The sequence below is a fragment of the Paraflavitalea sp. CAU 1676 genome (assembly GCF_029223285.1).
In the GTDB taxonomy this organism is placed as follows: Bacteria; Bacteroidota; Bacteroidia; order Chitinophagales; family Chitinophagaceae; genus Paraflavitalea.
On record NZ_JARHUJ010000015.1, the window covers coordinates 83,770 to 103,262 of the forward strand.

Genomic DNA, 19,493 nt, shown 5'->3' on the forward strand with positions numbered 1-19,493 from the left:
GAATCGCCGGCTCTGATCCCTACAAACCCGAAACCCTTTCACGATGCAGATCAGATTTCTTTGTCCAAGGTGGGGAAGTGAAGCCTTGAGTTGGAACAGTTTCATTCAAAAAGTAAAAGGCGCGGGTTATGATGGCATCGAATGCGGATTGCCGGCGGGCACCTCCCGCGTCTGGATAGAGGACGTATTTGAAGAATGCGCCAGCCAGGGGCTGATGTTCATACCGCAACATTGGGATACTTACGAGTCGAATTTCCAGCAGCACCGCAAAACATATGCACATTGGTTTTCGCTGGTAGAAACGATCCGGCCAGCATTTATCAATTCGCAAACAGGAAAGGATTTTTTTACGCAGCAGCAAAACGCGGAGATCATTGGCATTGCCGATGAGTTCACCAAACGTACAGGAGTGCCGGTATACCATGAAACGCACAGGAATAAATTCAGTTTTGCGTGCCACGTAACCCGGCAGTACCTCGATGCGATGCCATCCTTGAAGATCACACTCGATGCGTCGCATTGGGTCAATGTGGCCGAAAGCTTTCTCGAAGACCAGGCCGATAACATGAATGCAGCCATACAACGAACCGCACATATCCACGCGCGGGTAGGGCACACGCAGGGGTCGCAGGTCACCGATCCGCGCCAGCCCGAGTGGGAGCAGGCACTCTGGCACCACCTCCAGTGGTGGGATGCGGTAGTGAGGCGCAAACGGGCACTGAAGGCACCAACCCTCACCATTACACCCGAGTTCGGTCCGGCCCCTTACATGGTGCAAATGCCGGGAACCCGCGAGCCGATTGCCGACCAGTGGGGGATCAATGAATCTATGATGAACTTGTTGAGAGAGCGTTATAGAAAATGAATAGCGTCAACGCCAATAAAGAAAAAGGGCTACCCGGTTGGAGTAGCCCTTTAATCTTTTCCCAATTCGGTCGTTTTATCGGTGATACCTCCGCAAGGGGTGACGCTTCTTTAATTGGGGTAATCGTTTTCTTTGCAGATAATAATGATTATCACCGGTTAAATATGATTGGTAGCCGGTTGTGAAATCTTTGTGTAACCCCATATCTTTATTTACATAACAGTATTGATGCCGACGATGAAAATATACTGAGCTGTTACCGATTGTTAATTTTTATCTACAATAAGTATTATGCAGAAGTTGCTATTATGGGTTTTGCTACTTCCATTTTTTTCTGTTGCTCAAACGCCTGCGCCCAATAACTCAATTGAAGTATATCCTGATATTACCTGGGATCGAATTATCAATCCCGGCGATTACGGATGGGATAACACTTTGCTTAAACAGCTCCGGCAATTTATTATTGACAGTGCTCATACAACAGGGTTTATGGTAGTTCAAAGTGGTAAAATATTGGTTGACTATGGAGATGTACAGGAACTTAGCTATCTGGCATCCTGTAGAAAAAGCGTTCTTTCCATGTTATATGGACCTTTTGTGGAGAATGGGAAGATAAAGCTGAATACCACTATTGAACAACTGAGGCTTAATGATGTGGGTGGGTTACTGCCTGTTGAAACGAAGGCTACCATAAAAGATTTACTCAACGCCCGTTCAGGTGTTTATCATCCGGCAAGCAATGAAGGTGATGCTTCTGCTATGGCTCCCAAAAGAGGCAGCGTGCAACCTGGCAGTTTCTGGCTGTATAATAATTGGGACTTTAATATAGCAGGTTATATTCTTGAGCAGCAGACTGGGAAAAGTATTTATGAACTTATTGATTCAATGCTGGCTAAGCCTTTGCATATGCAAGACTGGAGAATGGACGCACAACGAAAAACTGGCGATACCACAAAGTCGAAATATCGTGCTTATCACATGTGGTTCTCGACCCGTGATATGGCAAGGTTAGGCTATCTCATGCTTAGGAAAGGCAAGTGGAAGAACCAGCAGGTGCTGCCGGCAAACTGGGTAACAACTACTACTGTACCTGTTACTACCTATAAAGAGGCTGAGCAAAACAAGACTGCTTATTTTCATTTTGGGTATGGTTATCTGTGGTGGGTTTGGGATGCGCCCTTTGATAATGATGTATATGAAGGCGCTTATACTGCCAGTGGAGCATTTGGACAGTTTATTACTGTTCTCCCAAAACTTGATCTTGTGATAGCTCATAAAACAAAGTATGAATACGAGCGACAGGTACCAACGGACCTTTACTTAAAAATTATTGACAAATTGGTGGCTGCCCAAAAAGCTAAAAAATAAACTACTTATGTACACACAAACTTCACCCGGCGCACATTCATAACTACAATAGCTTCAAAGAAAAAGGGCTACCCGGTTGGAGTAGCCCTTCAATCTTTTCCCAATTCGGACGTTTGTACCGCGTACGGGATTCGAACCCGTATCACCACCGTGAAAGGGTGGTGTCCTAACCCTTAGACGAACGCGGCTGCTGATGTCTAAAAGTTCGATTGGGGGTGCAAATGTAGGGCAGGGAACATTAGCTTCCAAATTCATTCGCACTTCGTTTGTAAAGGGGGCACTTTTTGGTGCTTTTATACTGGACTCACCCCCGGGCTATTGTGCAAAAACTTCTTCCTGTTCAGGTTAGCAAATACCAGTGCAGGAACCCCGGCAATTTGATTTGGTTCCTGTTGGTTTTGGCCATTCAAAGAACCCGCTCGCCTGGGCACAAAAAGAAGGGCCACTCTGGTGAGTAGCCCTTTAATCTTTTCCCAATTCGGACGTTTGTACCGCGTACGGGATTCGAACCCGTATCACCACCGTGAAAGGGTGGTGTCCTAACCCTTAGACGAACGCGGCTGCTGATGTCTAAAAGTTCGATTGGGAGTGCAAAGGTAGGGGGGCTGCAATTTCCAACCAAATAAATATCAGAAACTTCGCTATTTTTTTTGACGATTTTCGGAGCGATTCAGAATCAATTCGCTGGAATAAATCGCGTCCCCGGCAGGAGGGCCCTGAACCTTTTAGAGTAGAAAGATGTAGTTATTGAGTCGATTTGAAGAAACCGCTCAAACCGGTTGCTGGCCGCAGCTGATAACACAACCATAATCTTCCCGGCGTGCCTATTTTCTACAAACTCTGTAGTGTATTCTGTATCCAATATTGTAACTTCACGCCGCATTTGTAAACCATTAAATAAAAAATTGACAATGAGCACAGTTAAAGTGGCCATCAACGGGTTCGGTCGTATCGGCCGTTTGGTTTATCGCCAGATTTACAAAATGGACGGTATCGATGTAGTAGCAATCAATGACCTCACGAGCCCCAAAGTGTTGGCGCACCTCCTCAAATACGACAGCGCACAAGGTCGTTTTGATGCCGATGTAAAATCATCTGACAACTCTATTATAGTAAACGGCGACGAAGTAAAGATCTACGCCCAGAAGAACCCTGCCGAAATTCCCTGGAAAGACCACGGAGTAGACGTAGTACTCGAGTGCACAGGCTTCTTTACCGATAAAGACAAAGCCGCTTCTCACCTTACAGCAGGTGCTAAGAGAGTAGTGATCTCTGCACCCGCTACCGGCGACCTCAAGACCATCGTGTTCAACGTTAACCACAATACCCTCGATGGCAGCGAAACCATCATCAGCTGCGCATCCTGTACCACCAACTGTCTCGCGCCAATGGCCGATACACTGGACAAGCAATTCGGAATCGTGAATGGTCTTATGACAACCATCCACGCTTACACCAACGACCAGAACACACAAGACGCGCCACACGCAAAAGGTGATCTCCGCCGTGCACGTGCCGCCGCTCAGAACATCGTGCCCAACAGCACCGGCGCTGCCAAAGCGATCGGTCTGGTACTGCCCGGTCTGAAAGGTAAACTCGATGGATCCGCACAACGCGTTCCAACCATCACCGGTTCACTCACCGAGCTTACCGCCGTTATTGGCAAAAAGACCAGCGTAGCTGAGTTAAATGCTGCTATGAAAGCTGCTTCTAACGAAAGCTTTGGTTATACAGAAGACGAGATCGTAAGCACCGACATCATCGGTTCTTCATTCGGTTCATTGTTCGATGCTACACAAACACGCGTACAAACAGTAGGAGATTCTCAACTGGTACGTGTAGTAGCCTGGTACGATAACGAAATGAGCTACGTAAGCCAACTGGTGCGCACGGTGAAATACTTTGCCGGCCTCATCAGCAAATAAGATTTAGTATAGATTTCTATACCCATAACCGCAAAGAAAGCTAAGCATTCACGGCGCCGCCGCTACCGGCCGGCACTATACAATGCCTTACTACTTTGCGGTTACTTTTTAAAATCACCATATGTCTACATTTAGCCAACACAACTTCAAAGGAGAGAAAGCCCTCATCCGCGTTGATTTCAACGTGCCGCTCGACGATAAATACAACATCACCGACGATACGCGCATCAAAGCAGCCGTCCCCACCATTAAGAAAATATTGAACGATGGCGGCAGCGTGATCCTCATGAGCCACCTGGGGCGCCCCAAAGATGGCCCCACTGATAAATATTCACTCAAGCACCTCATCAAACACATCAGCGAATTGCTGGGTGGTACTACGGTACTGTTTGCCAACGATTGCATCGGCGAGCAGGCCTATGTAACAGCCGGCATGCTGAAACCAGGTGAAGTGCTGTTGCTCGAAAACCTTCGCTTCTACAAAGAAGAAGAAAAAGGTGATAAGGCATTTGCAGAAAAGCTGTCCAAGCTGGGCGATGTATATGTGAACGATGCCTTCGGCACCGCACACCGCGCACACGCTTCTACCGCTGTGATCGCAGAATACTTCCCCAAAGACAAACGCATGTTTGGGCTGTTGATGGAAAATGAAGTGGCCAGTGCCGAAAAAGTACTGCACGAATCCAAGACACCATTCACCGCTATCATCGGCGGCGCTAAGGTATCCGACAAGATCCTCATCATCGAGAACCTGCTCGAAAAAGCAACCGACATCATCATCGGCGGCGGCATGGCCTACACCTTCATGAAGGCGCAGGGAGGAAAGATCGGTAAATCGCTTTGCGAAGAAGATCGTCTCGGCACAGCCAGCGAATTGCTTAAGAAAGCAGAAGCAAAGGGTGTACGCATCCACCTGCCTTCCGACTCTACCATCGCCGATAAGTTCGATGCCAATGCCGAAACTGCAGCATCTCCCAGCAACGCCATTCCCGATGGCTGGATGGGACTCGATATCGGCGTTATGGCCTGCGACCAGTTCTCCAATGTGATCAAACACTCTAAAACCATCCTGTGGAATGGTCCCATGGGTGTATTTGAAATGGAGAAATTCCAGCATGGTACGAAGACCGTAGCCGAAGCCGTGGTAGCAGCTACGCAATCAGGCGCCTTCTCACTGGTAGGTGGGGGCGACTCAGTAGCCGCAGTAAACCAGTTTGGCTTTGCCGATAAGGTAAGCTATGTGTCTACCGGTGGAGGAGCCATGCTCGAATACTTCGAAGGAAAAACCCTTCCCGGAATCGCAGCCATCAAAGGCTAAGACGGTCATTTATAAATACTTGAGCCGGCACTGAACCATCAGTGCCGGCTTTTTTTTGCCCTCCACTGCAACACATTACCCCCAAGGTCGCCACGTCTCCTTATCACCGCCGGACCACCTTACACCCGGTTGCCCGCACCCTTACCCATGGCCGCAACACCTTACCTCGTCGCCCACCCCACCACCTTCCCCAAAATTCCTCCCACCCAAACCCCGATCTTTTTCGTAATTTTTGGGGAGTATTTGACAAATGACAAACTACCCTTCAACAGCCTTCATCCGAAAAACGATGCTGCTCCTGTGCGTTTTCATAAGCGCCGGCACAGCAGCCATAGCACAAACCTATACCAAGGCCGACTCGGCACATATCTACCAGCTACTCCAGCGGGCCGACGAAGAAGCCGTAACAGGCTCCCTCGACACCGCCATGCGGTATGCACAACAGGCATTGCGCCTCAGCAGGCAGCATAAAATGCTTCGGGGCGAAGGCTTTGCCAAACTCAAAGAGGCCGACATACTGGTACAGCAATCAAGCACCGCAAAAGTCAACAGCTACATAGAAGAGGCTACCCGGATCGCTACACAACTAAAGGATAGCTTCATGCTCGCCCTGGCCACCTACCAGCAAGGCCAAAGCATGATGTACCAGGACCAGCACCCCCAGGCCGAAAAACTCTACCTAAAAGCACTGTCACTCTACTTTGAGAAACACTTGTCTAGTTATACCGGCTTGGTGTACAACGATATGGGTTACATGTTTGGCATCCAGGGCGAGCTGGAGCAGCAAGCCAAGTGGCTGCTGAAATCCATGCGGGTTTACGAGCAGCTGGACGATCTCCCCGGTCTCGCCACCGCCACCAGCAACATGGCCTCTGTATATCACTCCCTCGGTAACAAGGAAGAAGCCATGCGTTATACCAAACAGGCCATCACCATGCGCGAAAAAATTGGTGATATCGCCGGCCTCGCCACTTCCTATGGCAATCTCTCCTTGTTCTACCGGGCAGCATCGATCGACTCTTCTATTAAGTACCAGGAGATCGCTACTAAGTATGCAACGAAAACAGGCATCAAAGCAAAAATGATCGATGGATACGATAACATGTCGGTGCTCATGAATATGCAGAAAAGAAAAGCCGAGGCACTGGAATACATAAAAAAATCAATAGCCATCTGCCGCGAACTCGGCGATAACCTTGGCCTCGCACACAAAACAAGATGGGCCGCCCTGCTTTGCGGCGATCTCAAAGATACCACCGCGGCAATGGCCTACCTGCAGGAGTCGTACGAACACTCGCAGCAACTCAACAACAAAACACTCTGGCGCGATTACTACGGCAGCAAAGCTGCTTACCATAAGAATCAGGGCGATTACCGGAACGCCTATGACGAGATTAGGAAGTATTATCTCTACAAGGACAGTCTCATCAACGAGGCAACCCAAACCAATATCGCCGAACTGCAAACGCAATACGAAACAGAAAAGAAAGATCGTTCCATAGCCGACTTGAACGCCCAGCAAAAGATTAAGCAGCTGGAGCTCGAAAAACAGAAAGCCATCATAGCAGGTAATGAGCAGGAGGCGCAGCGAAAGCAGAATGAGATAGATTTGCTTGTACAGTCCAGGCAACTGCAGGAACTAAAGCTGAAACAGCAGCAGGAGGCACTCGAAAAACAAATGCTGCTCAACCAGGCGAAGGAGCAAAAACTTCAATTGGCCGAAAACGAAAAACGCGCACAGGCCCAGTTACGCAATGCGTGGATAATCGGTACCATACTACTACTGGCATTGGTTGCGGTTATATTCAATCGCTACCAGCTCAAAAGAAAACTGCAGCAACAAAAGGAACTGGAGAAAATGCGCAACGACATTGCCCGCGACCTGCACGATGATATCGGCTCCACCCTCACCAGCATCAACATATTATCGAGGGTTTCTCAAAATAACCTCAAACGGGATGTTAATAAAACATCCGCCATACTGGAAAACATAACTGAGCAATCGGAGCAGATACAGCAGGCCATGAGCGATATCGTTTGGGCCATCAAGCCCGATAACGATAAGCTGGGCAATATGGTGGTACGCATGCGCGAATATGTGAGCCATACCCTCGAGAGCAAAAACATCGACGTAGTCTTCGACGTCGATAAAGAAATATTGCATCAAACCCTGCCAATGGAACAGCGGCGCGATTTCTTTCTGGTATTTAAAGAAGCTGTCAACAACGCCGCCAAGTATGCACAGGCCACCAGCGTAACCATCAGGCTGGTTAGTGTCAACAACAATCTGCAATTGATGATCAGTGACAATGGAAAGGGATTTGACACTACCTTGATCACCTCTTCCAATGGATTGAAAAGCATGCACGAGCGGGCCCGCTCCATGGGGGCCACCCTGCAAATACAATCAGCCATACAACAGGGAACATCTGTAAAACTGCAATTCGAGCCTACGGAGCTTTAGTAACTACAATGATCTTGTCATTGCTGCCATTACCGGTGCAGAAGAAGACCCGGCCATCGGGAGCAATACATAGGTCGCGCAGCCTGCCATACTTGTTGGCAAAGAATTCGTTGGTTTCCGCAATGCCGTCGTGCGACCCATTAAGTTTCAATTGCAGCAGCCGGCTATGTTTTAATGTAGCCACCAGCAGTGAATGCTTCCATTGAGGCAGCAGGTCATGCTCGTAATATTCCATACCGCTCGGAGCGATTGTAGGCGTCCATATTTTGATGGGCTCTTTAACATTATTCGCACTGCAAAAACTTTGTTCACCGCCCTCACACACACCTTTCACAGTAGGCCAGCCATAATTTCGTCCCTTTTCGATGATATTGATCTCGTCGTCCGAATCCGGACCATGCTCCGAACTGAACAACCGGTTATGGGCAAACACCAGGCCTTGCGCATTGCGGTGGCCAATACTCCAGATCGCACTGCCACCTATAGGGTTGTCGCCGGGGATACTGCCGTCCAGGTTTATACGCAGCACCTTGCCGTTCAAAGACCCTGAATTTTGAGAGAGGTCTTGCTCTGAGGCGTCGCCGGTAGTAATGAACAATTTATCGCCAACGATCAACAGCCGGCAGCCATTGTGATTACCTGAGGCTGCCAGGTTGTCCAACAGGGTAACGGGGTCGGTAAGTGTATTGCCACTATAAGTAAATCGAACGATCTTCTCGCGATAGGCAGCCCCCGCCTGGTAATTATAGGCAACAAACACCTGGGGAGTAGAACCGAAAGAAGGATGCAACGCCAGCCCCAGCAAACCGCCTTCACCCTGGGCACGCACATCGCTGATGGTCAGCAATGGGCTCACGGCGCCCGATTCGGGGTTCACCCGGCTCACCCGGCCGCCGCGTTCCGTCATCCAGATAAAATTGTCGGGACCCCATACGATCTCCCAGGGTTGCGAAAGGCTTTCCGTCAACACCTTGTCACTGATACCAACAGGCGTAGAGTCGGATTTCTTATCGTTTTTTTTGCAGCCGGAAAGCACCGACAAAATGCAAAGGGAAAAAAGGAGTGATCTCATGTAATAATTTTTGGCAATGTTCTACTAACTAAGTACGAAAATTATGCCTACGAGCGTTGGGGTCACCTAAACCGTTGAATTTCACAACAAAAATAATAGGGCCACTGTCGAAAAAGGGCTAATTTTAATACGTAATCAAATCTTAAACACAATGAAGTCGCGTAATCTCGTTCTGATTATTGTTGTAGCAGTCATCCTCATCCTGGGTGGATGTGGTTGCAGTGGATACAATAGCATGGTAGGCCTCGATGAGGATGTGAAAGCAAAATGGTCCAACGTACAAAGTGATTACCAGCGCCGGGCCGATCTGATCCCCAACCTGGTCAACACCGTGAAAGGTGCAGCCAATTTCGAACAGGAAACACTCACCAAAGTGATTGAAGCAAGGGCTAAGGCAACAGCCGTAAATATCAATGCAGGCGATCTCACACCCGAAAAAGTAGCACAATTCCAACAGGCACAGGGCGAATTGAGCGGCGCACTCAGCCGTTTGCTCGTAACCGTAGAAAAATATCCTGAACTGAAGGCGAACCAAAACTTCCAGGACCTCCAAAAGCAACTGGAAGGAACCGAGAACCGCATCAAAGTGTCTCGTAATGACTTTAACACAGCGGTGCAGGGATACAACTCTACCATCCGTAAATTCCCCAACAACCTCTTTGCAGGTATGTTCGGATTCAGGGTACGTGATGGCTTCAAGGCCGATCCAGGTTCCGAAAGAGCACCCGAAGTTAAATTCTAAAACAGCCTAACATAATACATGGCACTTTTTCCATTTAGCAGAAAAAGCGAATTCTTCTCCGAAGAAGAAAAGAAGCAGGTCGTAGCAGCTATACAGTCGGCAGAACTCACCACCAGTGGAGAAGTGAGGGTTTATATAGAAAGCCGCTGTCGCTTCGTCGACCCGATCGATAGGGCTGCCGAACTATTCTGGCTCCTGAAAATGGATTATACAAAAGACCGCAATGCTGTATTGGTGTATGTCGCAATTCGTGATCACCAGTTCGCCGTATTTGCAGACCAGGCAATCCATGAAAAAGTAGGCAATGAATTCTGGAACAAAGAAGTGCAGGCAATGAAAAAGCACTTTGCACAGAACCATTATGCTGATGCCATAGTACAGGTGGTGCGTGATGTAGGAGTAGCCCTGCAGTATCATTTCCCGTTCAACCGGGATACGGATAAGAACGAGTTGCCGGATGATATCATATTCGGACATTAATCACTGAAGAGGAATTATCAAATGAAAAGAGTCGTTGCCATACTATTGGTATTACTATCGGTGGTAGCCCATGCGCAGAATATCAATGATATCATCAGGAACAGGCCTGCTGAGAAAAAGCTGGTACATGATTATGCCAACGTGTTGAGCCCCGAAAGCGAACAGCAATTGGAGCGGAAACTCGTAGCATATGATGACAGCACTTCAACGCAGATCGCCGTCGTATTGGTACAAACCCTCGACGGACGTCCCATCGAAGAAACGGCCCTGGCAATACTCCGCAATTGGGGAGTCGGCAATGCAAAGACGAACAACGGAGTTGTAATACTCGCTGCAATCGCCGACAGGCAGATAAGGATTGAAACCGGCTACGGATTGGAAGGTGCGATACCCGATATCACGGCCAACCAGATCATCCGGAATGATATAGCACCCGCATTCCGTTCGGGCGATTATTATGAAGGGCTCGACAAAGCCACACAATCCATCATACAAGCCGCCAGGGGCGAATACAAATCCCCCGAAGGTTACAATAAACGAAAGTCCCGCGGCAGCGGCACCCTGGGTAATATCGTAGGCTTCATCGTATTGATCATCATCATCGCCATATTCGCAGGCAGAGGCCGTGGCGGCGGTGGTGGAGGCGGTGGATACATGAGCCGCAGAGGATATGGAGATGTCATCACACCATTCCTGATCGGAAGTCTCCTCGGCGGCGGTGGCCGCGGTGGTGGCGGAGGTGGTGGCTGGTCAGGCGGCGGAGGCGGTGGCTTTGGCGGCTTTGGTGGCGGCAGTGGCGGCGGCGGCGGAGCCAGCGGAAGTTGGTAAATCAGACCAAACCCCTAAACCATGCGAACCTTTTCATTACTCATTATTGCATGTCTGTTCGGTTGTTTCAACGCGAACTACGCGCAATCAACAGATCCATTTATACGACCCGCGCCCAAACCGGCGCGGGTCGTTAACGATTATGCCTCGCTGCTCAGCGAAGAAGAACGGCAAAACCTATCCAACGAACTGTTCAGTTATTGGAAGTCTTCTACCAACTGTATCGTTGTCATTACTGTCGAATCGTTGACAGACTCCCGCACGAAAAAGCGTTATACGATAGAAGAATTATCGCTGAAGTATTTCAACACCTGGGGCATCGGCGACAAAGTAAAGAACAATGGCGTGCTACTGTTCATCGTGCCGGCTGAACGTGCTGTACGCATAGAGGTAGGCCGGGGGCTGGAGCAGTTACTCACCAACGACTTCTGCAAGCAGGTAATCACCGATGAGATCGCCCCGCATTTCAAAAAGCAGGAGTATTATGCGGGGTTGAAGGCAGCCATCAAAGCATTACAACAAAGGTTATCCGGAGAGAATGACGCATCGGTTAATGGAGTGCCGGTGAACGATGCATCGACCGGATCGCCGGCCGTAGAGCCCGAACCAGGAGCACATCCTGACCTGTACGGCACACAAACAGTCAGCGAAGGATTGAATTTCCCTGCAACGCCGTTTATAACAGTGGGTTTTTTCTTTGTGGCTGTGGTGATATACAATTTGTACAAGCGGTACAATGGTGACGATCTCGATGAATATTCAGGTAATGGTTACAGGCGACACAACAGCAATTGGGGATCGCATTCCCATTTCAGTTCACGGTCTTCTTCGTCATCATCCAGTAGTTCATCGGGCAGTTTTGGCGGCGGAAGCAGCAGTGGCGGCGGCGCCACAGGCAGTTGGTAATCGACTTAAACAACAAAGCATATGGGTTTAGTAGTCTTTTGGTTTTTTATCGGGATAGCCTTGGTGATTGTCATAATCAACTCTTTTAAAAAGCCGGGTAACTCGTCAGCTTCTGGCAACACAGGAGTACAACCTACCACGGGCGACACTTGGTGGCCTTCCTCCAGCGACGACGTCACCAATACGGTAGCAGCAGCCCATGCAACATCCGATTTCTCCTCCTCGTCCGATAGTAATTACGACAGCGGCAACAGCAACAACTACGACAGCAGCTATGATAGCGGTAGCAGCGACAGCAGCAGTTATGATAGCGGCAGTAGCAGTTCCGACAGTAGCAGCAGCGACAGCGGAAGTTCAAGCAGCGATTAAGTAAACCCAATCATCAACCCACAGCCACCACTTTTATGCCGGTGTCACTCATGATCCGCGTGGGGCCATGGTTTCTGGTATGCGGCGTAATACCAAGCATCACCAGATAGGTAGCGCAGGTAGCTGACAAGGGGATCGATAACTCAACTGGCTCCAGCGAACCGTCGTAGGTGGTGAGCGGACCCATGGCCACCTGCTTATGAACAGTAGCATCTCCCTCCGCCAGGAATAAGCACACCACCCGCACCTGGTAACCTGTGCGCAGCAGGTGATCCTCATAAAAGGGGTGCTTCTTCAACAGTATCTGTACACGAAGTTCGTTTTGCCCTCGCGTTGCAGAAAAATCGTATCCCCATTTAAATAGATCGCCAAGTTTATGGGGTAAATTACAGTCAAGATCTTTCCAGCATCGAAAGCTCATCGGTCGCCCGGCCTTCAGTTCGGCGAATAACCTGCTCACCAGGTCCGACCACAGGCCGCCATGGTAGCCGTAAGCACGCATAGCCTGGAAAACGGGCCGCGCATATCCATTGCATTCCTGCAGTCGGGCCTTACTCTCCGCCAAAGCTTCCGTCATCACAAAAGGTGTTTTGGAATTTTTCCGGGCGCGGGTGTGGTCACCGTAACGTTTACTCTTCACGTGGGTAACATCTTCAATAGTTCCCTGGAACCTGAAGATCGAAGATCTGGGCTTTGCCATAGCGTTCAGATTGAATTGGTTATGAATAGGATAAAGAAAAACAGGAGACTGGCTCCTGATCTTATATACGATCTTTCTCCTCATTTAGATTCAACCCTTATCGAGACCTTTTCGAGACCTTGTCGAGACCTTACCGAGACCTTATCGAGACTTGGACCCCAGCCGGGCCCCTATCTCAGTCCACCCCGGCAGGACCCTCACAGGGGTACCATGTATCCAACAGCCCCCGCCTGTACACCATCCTCCTTCGCACAACATACTCCTGGAAATAAAAACGGCCCACCTTCCGGTGAGCCGTTTTTAGAATAGGGCCGCGCCCTATTTAAAAGTCTTATTAGAAACCTGCTTTCTCATCACCCAGCTTTGTCTTGATATAGTCGATCTGGGCTTGCAGCGCTGTTTTATCAGTAGCAATAGCCTTGGCAGCTTCTTTCTTCGTCACGATACCTTTCAGCCAGCCGTTGATCACCGGCTCGAGGCCGAATTGCTTCGTCTGCTCGCGGAAGTCTACCAAAATATCTACCCCTTTCTTCACGCTCTCGGTGCTGTTAACCTTAGCCAGGTAATCACTGAAAGAAGGCAGCATGTTGAACTTCGCTTGCGATAAAGGCATATCACCGATCGATTTGGCGATCTGGGGGAAACTGGCTTCATCACCACCTTTGATCATGGTCTTCATAACTGCAGCTACCAGGGCGCCCTTGGAAGGTTGGCCCGAGAGGCGTTTGGCTTCATTGAAAGCGGCAACGCTGTCCACTTTAGCCAGCGCTTCCAGCGCCATACCGGCAACAGTATAAGAAGAGTCGCTAACGTTCTTTACAAACAGGTCTTTATAAGTAGTGCCTTCATAATTGCCCAGGGTCATGAGAGCCGTAGCGCGTACAACCGGCCTGGGATCATTCTTCGCCATCGCAGCGATCAGCGGTTCGAATTCTTTCTTATTGCCCTGGTTCTTCATGTTAATTTTGTTGAGTGCAAAACCACGCAAGCCGTAATATTTGTCTTGCAAGCCATCTTTCAGCAAGGCAATAGCACGTGGATCGGTTTGGTTCTGACCGGCAAAATCCAGCGCTTCACGACGGTCCATATACAAACCGGCATATTTATACTGATGTACATAGTTGCTCAGGCTCTTATTGTCTTTCTTTTCAGCCAGCAGGGTCTTGTCGCCATCAACGTTCACGAGATCGGGTTTGCTGCTATAGCTGAAAGTGAAAGTGTCAACCTTTGCATCGATCCATACCTGGTGACGAACTTTGTTGGCGCCATTGTAGATGTCGATAGCGATCGGCAGCTTGAAGGTCTTGTCACCAGCCTGCGTTTGCTTAACGATCACAGAAACTTTCTTGCCTTCTTCGTCATAAACATAGTCGATCGCCAGTTTGGGATGGCCGCTGCCATAATACCACTGGTTCCAGAACCAGTTCAGGTCCTTACCGGTCACTTCTTCAAAAGCCAGGCGCAGGTGATGCGCTTCAGCAGCTTTGAATTTATTGCTGGTCAGGTACAGGTTGATAGCCTTGAAAAAAGCACTGTCGCCAACAAAGTTGCGCAGCATGTGTAAGATCCGGCCACCCTTATTGTAGCTAACCGCGTCGAACATAGCTTCCTTATCGGTATAGTAAAAACGAACCAGGTCTTTCTTATCGCTGCCGCTCTGCAGGTAACCGTTCATGTCGGTATAGTTCTGCGCGTCGCCGGCGTCTTTACCATACTTGTATTCGTCCCACAAAGTCTCGCTGTAATTGGCGAAAGACTCGTTCAGGGTCAGGTTGCTCCAGCTTTCAGAAGTAACATAATCACCAAACCAGTGGTGAAACAGTTCGTGGGCAATGGTGCTTTCCCAGCCATTACCATCTACCAGTTCACGGGCATCCTGTTGGGCGCTTTCCTGGTGCAAAGTAGCTGTCGTGTTTTCCATCGCACCGCTCACATAGTCACGGCCAACGATCTGCGCATACTTGGCCCAGGGGTAATCAACACCGGTAATTTTGGAGAAGAAAGCCATCATTTCAGGGGTATGACCAAAAATGCGCTTGGCAACAGGACCATATTCCTTCTCTACATAATAACTAACTTCCTTGCCTTTGTAGCTGTCCTTGATCACGGCATATTCACCAACACCCATGAAGAACAGGTAAGGGGCATGGGGAAGATCCATATTCCAGCTATCGGTACGGGTACCATCAGCGTTCTTTTTGGAAGAAACCAGTTTACCATTCGAGAGGGTAACATATTTGTCAGGCACCGTCATAATAGTTTCCTGGGTAGTCTTCTGGTTGGGTTTGTCGATGGTAGGTACCCATACAGAAGTGGCTTCGGTTTCACCCTGCGTCCAGATCTGTGTGGGTTTGTCCTTTTCTTCACCCTTGGGGTTCACGAAATATAGGCCCTTTGCGTCGGTAATGGCAGCACTACCTTGAACCTTCAATTCATTGGGTTTGGATGTGTATTCAATATATACGGTGTATTTCTCACCACCCTTATAGCTCTTGTCGAGTTGTATGTTTAAGACCCAGCCATTGTAATCATATTTCAGCGGGCTCGTAGTAGCGCCTTTAACAATCGTTACCTTTTTGATCTCCATACCTTTGGCATCTAAAGCCAGCGAATCGGTCGCATAAAAGTGAGGTTTCAGCGTTATCCAAGCCTTGCCATTCAGGTAAGAATTGGCATAATCAAAACGGGCATCTATCTTGGTATGCACCAGGTCATTGATCATAGGAGCACTTTCCCGGTACAGTTTTTTCCAGGTAGTATCCTGCTCGGCTTCGTGGGGCTGGGCCCAGAGGTTTTGAACGGTTAGAAAACTAAGCAATCCAAATAATAGCTTCTTCATGAAATGAAATTTAAGTGCCGTAAAGATATAGTCGATCCCCCTCAATATCCGCAAAAAATGGTATAAGTGGCTGTTGACAACCATCAAATAAGTAGTTTTGTCTTAATAAGTAACCATTTCTTCATGAAGCGTATTGCTTTTGTTATAGGCTTGTTAACTACGGTCTGCTCGATAGCGCAGGCCCAGTCGGATTATTACATTTTTGTCATGGCCGACAATCAACAGCCTTTTTATGCCCGTTTGAACGATAGAATATACAGCTCATCGTCCATCGGACACCTTGTTATCCCGCAATTGAAAGATACCACCTACCAACTGTATCTCGGGTTTCCCAAAAAGCAGTATTCCGAGCAGTTGTATGTGATCTCCTTTAATAATAAGGACCTCGATTATCAGCTCCGCCACACAGATGGGGATGGATGGCAACTGGTGAACGCTCAAACCCACGAGCAGCTGAAACCCCGGCAGGGCGAAGCGGCAAAGTTGAGCCTCCCAGGCCTCGGTGAGCGAAAGACCGGCGCCTTTGCAATACTCATGTCTGGATTGGTGAACGACTCGGCCGTACTTTATAAAACACTTGCCAAAACAGACCCTCCGGTACAACCAGCGGCCGTATCGGTAAAGACCGAACTCCCCACAGCAGCAACGCAGACAAAAGAAGCAGCACCAGTCACCGGCGGATCATTGACCACAGTGACGGAATCGCCCGTCAGGGATAGCGTACAGCCCGCACCTGTATCGGTAGCTGCGGCAATACCAGCCAAAGATTCGATAGAAAAGAAGATTGATAGCAGCCTTGCAGCAAATCATCCGGCGCCTCAGCGTTCCGTTGTGCTGCAGGTACAGGAATGGTGGAACGATAAGGGAAAGGGGTTTATATATTATGATAGTACTTCCGCAGGAATAGATACCATATCCCTGACAATTGAATTTGATAAGAATGCAGGAAAAGCCACACCCCAGGAAGTAATTGCAGCCCCGGCTCGGGTGGATTCTCTAAAAACGGCCACCATCGATCCCGATACCGTCGCCACCGATCAGGCAAAAACAGCCACAGCAACGGTCGCAGCCAAAGACAGCACGAAAGAAACGACAAAGGAGATCGCAAAAGAAACGACCACCGCCGGTAGCTTACCAGCTCCCGATACAACTGTACAAAAAGCAGTAGCCGCTGCAACATCGGCAGCGGCAGCCGACAAACCAACCGATAAAGCAACGGAAAAAACAGCTGAAAAACTTGCAGTCGACAGTCAGCAAAACCCTACCGGTACCGGAACGGAGCCTACGGCCAAAACACAGTCGCCCCAGGCTGTAGCAAAGCCTTCCACAGTCACTGCGGCAGATTCGGCAACAAAAGTGCAGGCAGCGGCTAAGACGGCTGCCAGCGAAACGCTGCCCGAAAGATCATCCACCGAAAACAAAACGGCGCCACCGGTTACTGCTGAAGTGGCCGACGCCAAAACAGCCGCGGAAACTGTAAAGAAGGACAGTATCGCCAAATCCCAGGCCGAAGCAAGGAAAACCCTGCTATTGATGAATTCCGATTGCGTAAACTTCGCCAATGAGAGCGATGTCGATAAGCTGAGGGTGAAAATGCTCAGTGCAGCCAATACAGAAGAAAGGATAGGGGCTGCCAAAAAGATCTTTAAAACAAAATGCTTCGTAACCCGCTATATAAGAGGCCTTTCCGAACTGTTTCCGAGCGATGAGGCTAAATTCCAGTTCTTCGATGCGGCTTATCCCTATGTATCTGATAGTGGGAGTTTCCGCAGCCTGATCGATCTGTTTACCGAAGATCTCTATATAGCCCGATTCAAGGCACTGGTCCGGATGTAAGCCGCTGTGCGCACGCCATTATGCCTTACATTCGCCCCATGAACCGGTATTTTCTCGAGGTAAGTTACAAAGGCACACACTACGCAGGATTCCAGATACAGGACAATGCCCTCACCATACAGCAGGAAGTGGAAAAAGTGCTGGCCACCTATTGCCGTCAACACATCGTACTTACCGGTTCATCACGCACCGATACCGGGGTGCATGCCCTCCAGAACTACTTTCATTTTGATATAGATAAAGAACTGCCACAGAAAGTCGTCTACAACCTAAACGCGATGTTGCCGGCAGACATAGCCATCAACGCATTGACAGCAGTAGAGCCTCAGGCCCACAGCCGGTTCGATGCCATCGCCCGTGAATATGAATACTTTATCTACCAGCACAAAGCACCCTTCCTGGCCGATAGGGCCTATTATTTCCCCTACACACTCAACCTGCCAGCCATGCAGGAAGCAGCACAAATGATCCTGACCTATATCGACTTTACCAGCTTCTCCAAACGTAATTCTCAGGTGCGCACCAAGAACTGCACTATCCAATACAGCGAATGGGTCGAGCGGGAGGGAGGCCTTACTGTATACCGTGTTAAAGGAAACAGGTTTTTGAGGGGAATGGTCCGCGGGTTGGTGGGCACCATGCTCCAGGTAGGTCGTGGCAAACTCTCTCTCGAAGGCTTTCGTGCCGTGATTGAGGCCAAAGACTGTACCGAGGCCGATTTCTCTGTGCCCGGTCATGGACTCTTCTTGTGCAAGGTGCAATATCCCGATGGGTATTTTACAAAAAAGTAATACTGTTAAGCACTTAAAGAACAGCACATTCGTTATTATTGTGTGTGCCCCTCCTGGCGGTTGCGGCACCCAAAATCCAGGTTCCTTTTTTATCCATCCCAATCCGTACCACAGTAATCCTATTCCACACGCCACCCATCGAGGGGCACGGAACAACCTATTGTCATACCTGCAGGTTCCTCAACCATCATCAGGTAGGTTTGCAATCTTTTTGAACTAAGTCGGCTTTTTATACCTCATCTGGTACGCCCATTTCAACTATACCCGGCACGCATACATCACTTATAACGGGTACCCGCCCCACCATTGCATTACTTTTACCCCTTCGCAGCATACCCGGAAAAGCGCATTTTCAGCCAAATTTGACCTCATTGTCAATGCAATGAGAAAAAAAGTTCCGCCACCAAATGGGCCATGGGAGCGGATTTCAAAACAACACAAGAAACTTCGTTCAAAAAGATTTGGAATGAGCTCTACATCTCCCCTATCTTTGCGGCCCGCTTTGGAAAAATAGAGGTACGGAAAAAGCAGTAAAATGCGAGTGTAACACCAGGCGAAATGTATCACTTAGTTCTTTGATTACTAAAGAGTTGCAAGATAGAAAGGAAAGAAAAAAGTGAGAAAAAATTTGGTGGTAAAAATGAAGCCTCTTATCTTTGCAGCCCGCTCCTAAAAATAGCGAAACAGTTCTTCGAAAGACGCAAGTCGATAAGCAAGTTGAAAGGGTTGATGAGAGATTGAAAATGAAGAGAAAAACTTGCAAGAAAAGCATCGAAAAAGTTTGTTGGTAATAAAAATCACTTACCTTTGCAACCCCAACGAAACGGGGTCAGCGAAGAAGGGCTGAGAGGCCTTAAAGTAACTGATAAAGATCTTTGAAAGTTTGGAAAGCAATAGCACATAAGTAAACTTATGGTAGATTCTGAAGCGTTAATATAATTAAGAACACAACGTTAATTTTCCAAGAGAAGATTAGCTAGTGGTCAAAAC

The 19,493-nt window shown here is 48.7% G+C and carries 15 protein-coding genes and 2 tRNA genes; 12 read left to right on the forward strand and 5 right to left on the reverse strand.

Translation table 11 applies throughout. From position 1 onward, the window contains the following. The first annotated feature begins 43 nt into the window (after positions 1-43). Both P2H89_RS35030 and P2H89_RS35035 read left to right on the forward strand, forming a co-directional pair. Positions 44-865, forward strand: coding sequence for a sugar phosphate isomerase/epimerase (locus tag P2H89_RS35030; RefSeq protein WP_275836194.1), 822 nt, complete (start codon positions 44-46; stop codon positions 863-865). A 291-nt stretch (positions 866-1,156) separates the two neighbouring features. Continuing rightward, positions 1,157-2,233 (forward strand): serine hydrolase, encoded by a 1,077-nt coding sequence (locus P2H89_RS35035; protein ID WP_275836196.1) that lies wholly within the window; start codon positions 1,157-1,159, stop codon positions 2,231-2,233. 116 nt (positions 2,234-2,349) lie between these two features. On the opposite strand, the gene P2H89_RS35040 is transcribed toward P2H89_RS35035, so the two are convergent. Continuing rightward, positions 2,350-2,421, reverse strand: a tRNA-Glu gene (locus tag P2H89_RS35040). A gap of 301 nt (positions 2,422-2,722) precedes the next feature. Next, positions 2,723-2,794: transfer RNA gene (locus tag P2H89_RS35045), tRNA-Glu, on the reverse strand. Between the two features lie 350 nt (positions 2,795-3,144). Here P2H89_RS35045 and gap point away from each other — a divergent pair. The 3 genes from gap (at position 3,145) to P2H89_RS35060 (ending at position 7,940) form a co-directional block, all read left to right on the forward strand. Further along, positions 3,145-4,158: a type I glyceraldehyde-3-phosphate dehydrogenase gene (gene gap, locus P2H89_RS35050; protein ID WP_275836198.1), complete on the forward strand. Its 1,014-nt coding sequence runs from the start codon at positions 3,145-3,147 to the stop codon at positions 4,156-4,158. Positions 4,159-4,279: 121 nt separating this feature from the next. Next, positions 4,280-5,476: a phosphoglycerate kinase gene (locus P2H89_RS35055; RefSeq protein ID WP_275836200.1), complete on the forward strand. Its 1,197-nt coding sequence runs from the start codon at positions 4,280-4,282 to the stop codon at positions 5,474-5,476. 250 nt (positions 5,477-5,726) lie between these two features. Continuing rightward, on the forward strand, positions 5,727-7,940 hold the full coding sequence (locus tag P2H89_RS35060) for a tetratricopeptide repeat protein (RefSeq protein ID WP_275836202.1): 2,214 nt from the start codon (positions 5,727-5,729) through the stop codon (positions 7,938-7,940). Here the strand turns inward: P2H89_RS35060 and P2H89_RS35065 are convergent. Further along, entirely contained in the window at positions 7,927-9,012 is a 1,086-nt protein-coding gene (locus tag P2H89_RS35065; RefSeq protein WP_275836204.1) for a PQQ-dependent sugar dehydrogenase, read from the reverse strand. The two genes, P2H89_RS35060 and P2H89_RS35065, sit on opposite strands and share 14 nt — an antisense overlap. 151 nt (positions 9,013-9,163) lie before the next feature. On the opposite strand from P2H89_RS35065, the gene P2H89_RS35070 reads away from it, so the two are divergent. The 5 genes from P2H89_RS35070 to P2H89_RS35090 are packed head-to-tail and all read left to right on the forward strand — an operon-like array spanning position 9,164 to position 12,337. Continuing rightward, positions 9,164-9,754, forward strand: a complete 591-nt coding sequence (locus P2H89_RS35070) for a LemA family protein (RefSeq protein WP_275836206.1) — start codon at positions 9,164-9,166, stop codon at positions 9,752-9,754. Between the two features lie 18 nt (positions 9,755-9,772). Further along, positions 9,773-10,234, forward strand: coding sequence for a TPM domain-containing protein (locus P2H89_RS35075; RefSeq protein WP_275836208.1), 462 nt, complete (start codon positions 9,773-9,775; stop codon positions 10,232-10,234). Between the two features lie 21 nt (positions 10,235-10,255). After that, positions 10,256-11,062, forward strand: a complete 807-nt coding sequence (locus P2H89_RS35080) for a TPM domain-containing protein (protein WP_275836210.1) — start codon at positions 10,256-10,258, stop codon at positions 11,060-11,062. Positions 11,063-11,083: 21 nt separating this feature from the next. After that, the gene (locus P2H89_RS35085; protein ID WP_275836212.1) at positions 11,084-11,968 is read left to right on the forward strand and encodes a TPM domain-containing protein; all 885 of its coding nucleotides are present in this window, start codon (positions 11,084-11,086) and stop codon (positions 11,966-11,968) included. A 21-nt stretch (positions 11,969-11,989) separates the two neighbouring features. Continuing rightward, complete coding sequence (locus P2H89_RS35090; RefSeq protein WP_275836214.1) at positions 11,990-12,337, forward strand: hypothetical protein; 348 nt, start codon at positions 11,990-11,992, stop codon at positions 12,335-12,337. 13 nt (positions 12,338-12,350) lie between these two features. Here the strand turns inward: P2H89_RS35090 and P2H89_RS35095 are convergent, their stop codons facing one another. Further along, positions 12,351-13,037 (reverse strand): hypothetical protein, encoded by a 687-nt coding sequence (locus P2H89_RS35095; protein ID WP_275836216.1) that lies wholly within the window; start codon positions 13,035-13,037, stop codon positions 12,351-12,353. 334 nt (positions 13,038-13,371) lie between these two features. Beyond that, a complete protein-coding gene (locus tag P2H89_RS35100; protein ID WP_275836218.1) occupies positions 13,372-15,876 on the reverse strand; it encodes a M1 family metallopeptidase in 2,505 nt (834 codons plus the stop codon). Positions 15,877-15,999: 123 nt separating this feature from the next. Here P2H89_RS35100 and P2H89_RS35105 point away from each other — a divergent pair, with 123 nt between their 5' ends. Continuing rightward, on the forward strand, positions 16,000-17,712 hold the full coding sequence (locus tag P2H89_RS35105) for a DUF4476 domain-containing protein (protein WP_275836220.1): 1,713 nt from the start codon (positions 16,000-16,002) through the stop codon (positions 17,710-17,712). 38 nt (positions 17,713-17,750) lie between these two features. After that, complete coding sequence (gene truA, locus P2H89_RS35110; protein WP_275836222.1) at positions 17,751-18,503, forward strand: tRNA pseudouridine(38-40) synthase TruA; 753 nt, start codon at positions 17,751-17,753, stop codon at positions 18,501-18,503. Positions 18,504-19,493 lie beyond the last annotated feature (990 nt).

Bases quoted from the DNA above. Each gene is read 5' to 3' on its own strand.
- P2H89_RS35030 (WP_275836194.1), top strand. From the start codon at position 44: ATGCAGATCAGATTTCTTTGTCCAAGGTGGGGAAGTGAAGCCTTGAGT.
- P2H89_RS35035 (WP_275836196.1), top strand. From the start codon at position 1,157: ATGCAGAAGTTGCTATTATGGGTTTTGCTACTTCCATTTTTTTCTGTT.
- gap (WP_275836198.1), top strand. From the start codon at position 3,145: ATGAGCACAGTTAAAGTGGCCATCAACGGGTTCGGTCGTATCGGCCGT.
- P2H89_RS35055 (WP_275836200.1), top strand. From the start codon at position 4,280: ATGTCTACATTTAGCCAACACAACTTCAAAGGAGAGAAAGCCCTCATC.
- P2H89_RS35060 (WP_275836202.1), top strand. From the start codon at position 5,727: ATGACAAACTACCCTTCAACAGCCTTCATCCGAAAAACGATGCTGCTC.
- P2H89_RS35065 (WP_275836204.1), bottom strand. From the start codon at position 9,012: ATGAGATCACTCCTTTTTTCCCTTTGCATTTTGTCGGTGCTTTCCGGC.
- P2H89_RS35070 (WP_275836206.1), top strand. From the start codon at position 9,164: ATGAAGTCGCGTAATCTCGTTCTGATTATTGTTGTAGCAGTCATCCTC.
- P2H89_RS35075 (WP_275836208.1), top strand. From the start codon at position 9,773: ATGGCACTTTTTCCATTTAGCAGAAAAAGCGAATTCTTCTCCGAAGAA.
- P2H89_RS35080 (WP_275836210.1), top strand. From the start codon at position 10,256: ATGAAAAGAGTCGTTGCCATACTATTGGTATTACTATCGGTGGTAGCC.
- P2H89_RS35085 (WP_275836212.1), top strand. From the start codon at position 11,084: ATGCGAACCTTTTCATTACTCATTATTGCATGTCTGTTCGGTTGTTTC.
- P2H89_RS35090 (WP_275836214.1), top strand. From the start codon at position 11,990: ATGGGTTTAGTAGTCTTTTGGTTTTTTATCGGGATAGCCTTGGTGATT.
- P2H89_RS35095 (WP_275836216.1), bottom strand. From the start codon at position 13,037: ATGGCAAAGCCCAGATCTTCGATCTTCAGGTTCCAGGGAACTATTGAA.
- P2H89_RS35100 (WP_275836218.1), bottom strand. From the start codon at position 15,876: ATGAAGAAGCTATTATTTGGATTGCTTAGTTTTCTAACCGTTCAAAAC.
- P2H89_RS35105 (WP_275836220.1), top strand. From the start codon at position 16,000: ATGAAGCGTATTGCTTTTGTTATAGGCTTGTTAACTACGGTCTGCTCG.
- truA (WP_275836222.1), top strand. From the start codon at position 17,751: ATGAACCGGTATTTTCTCGAGGTAAGTTACAAAGGCACACACTACGCA.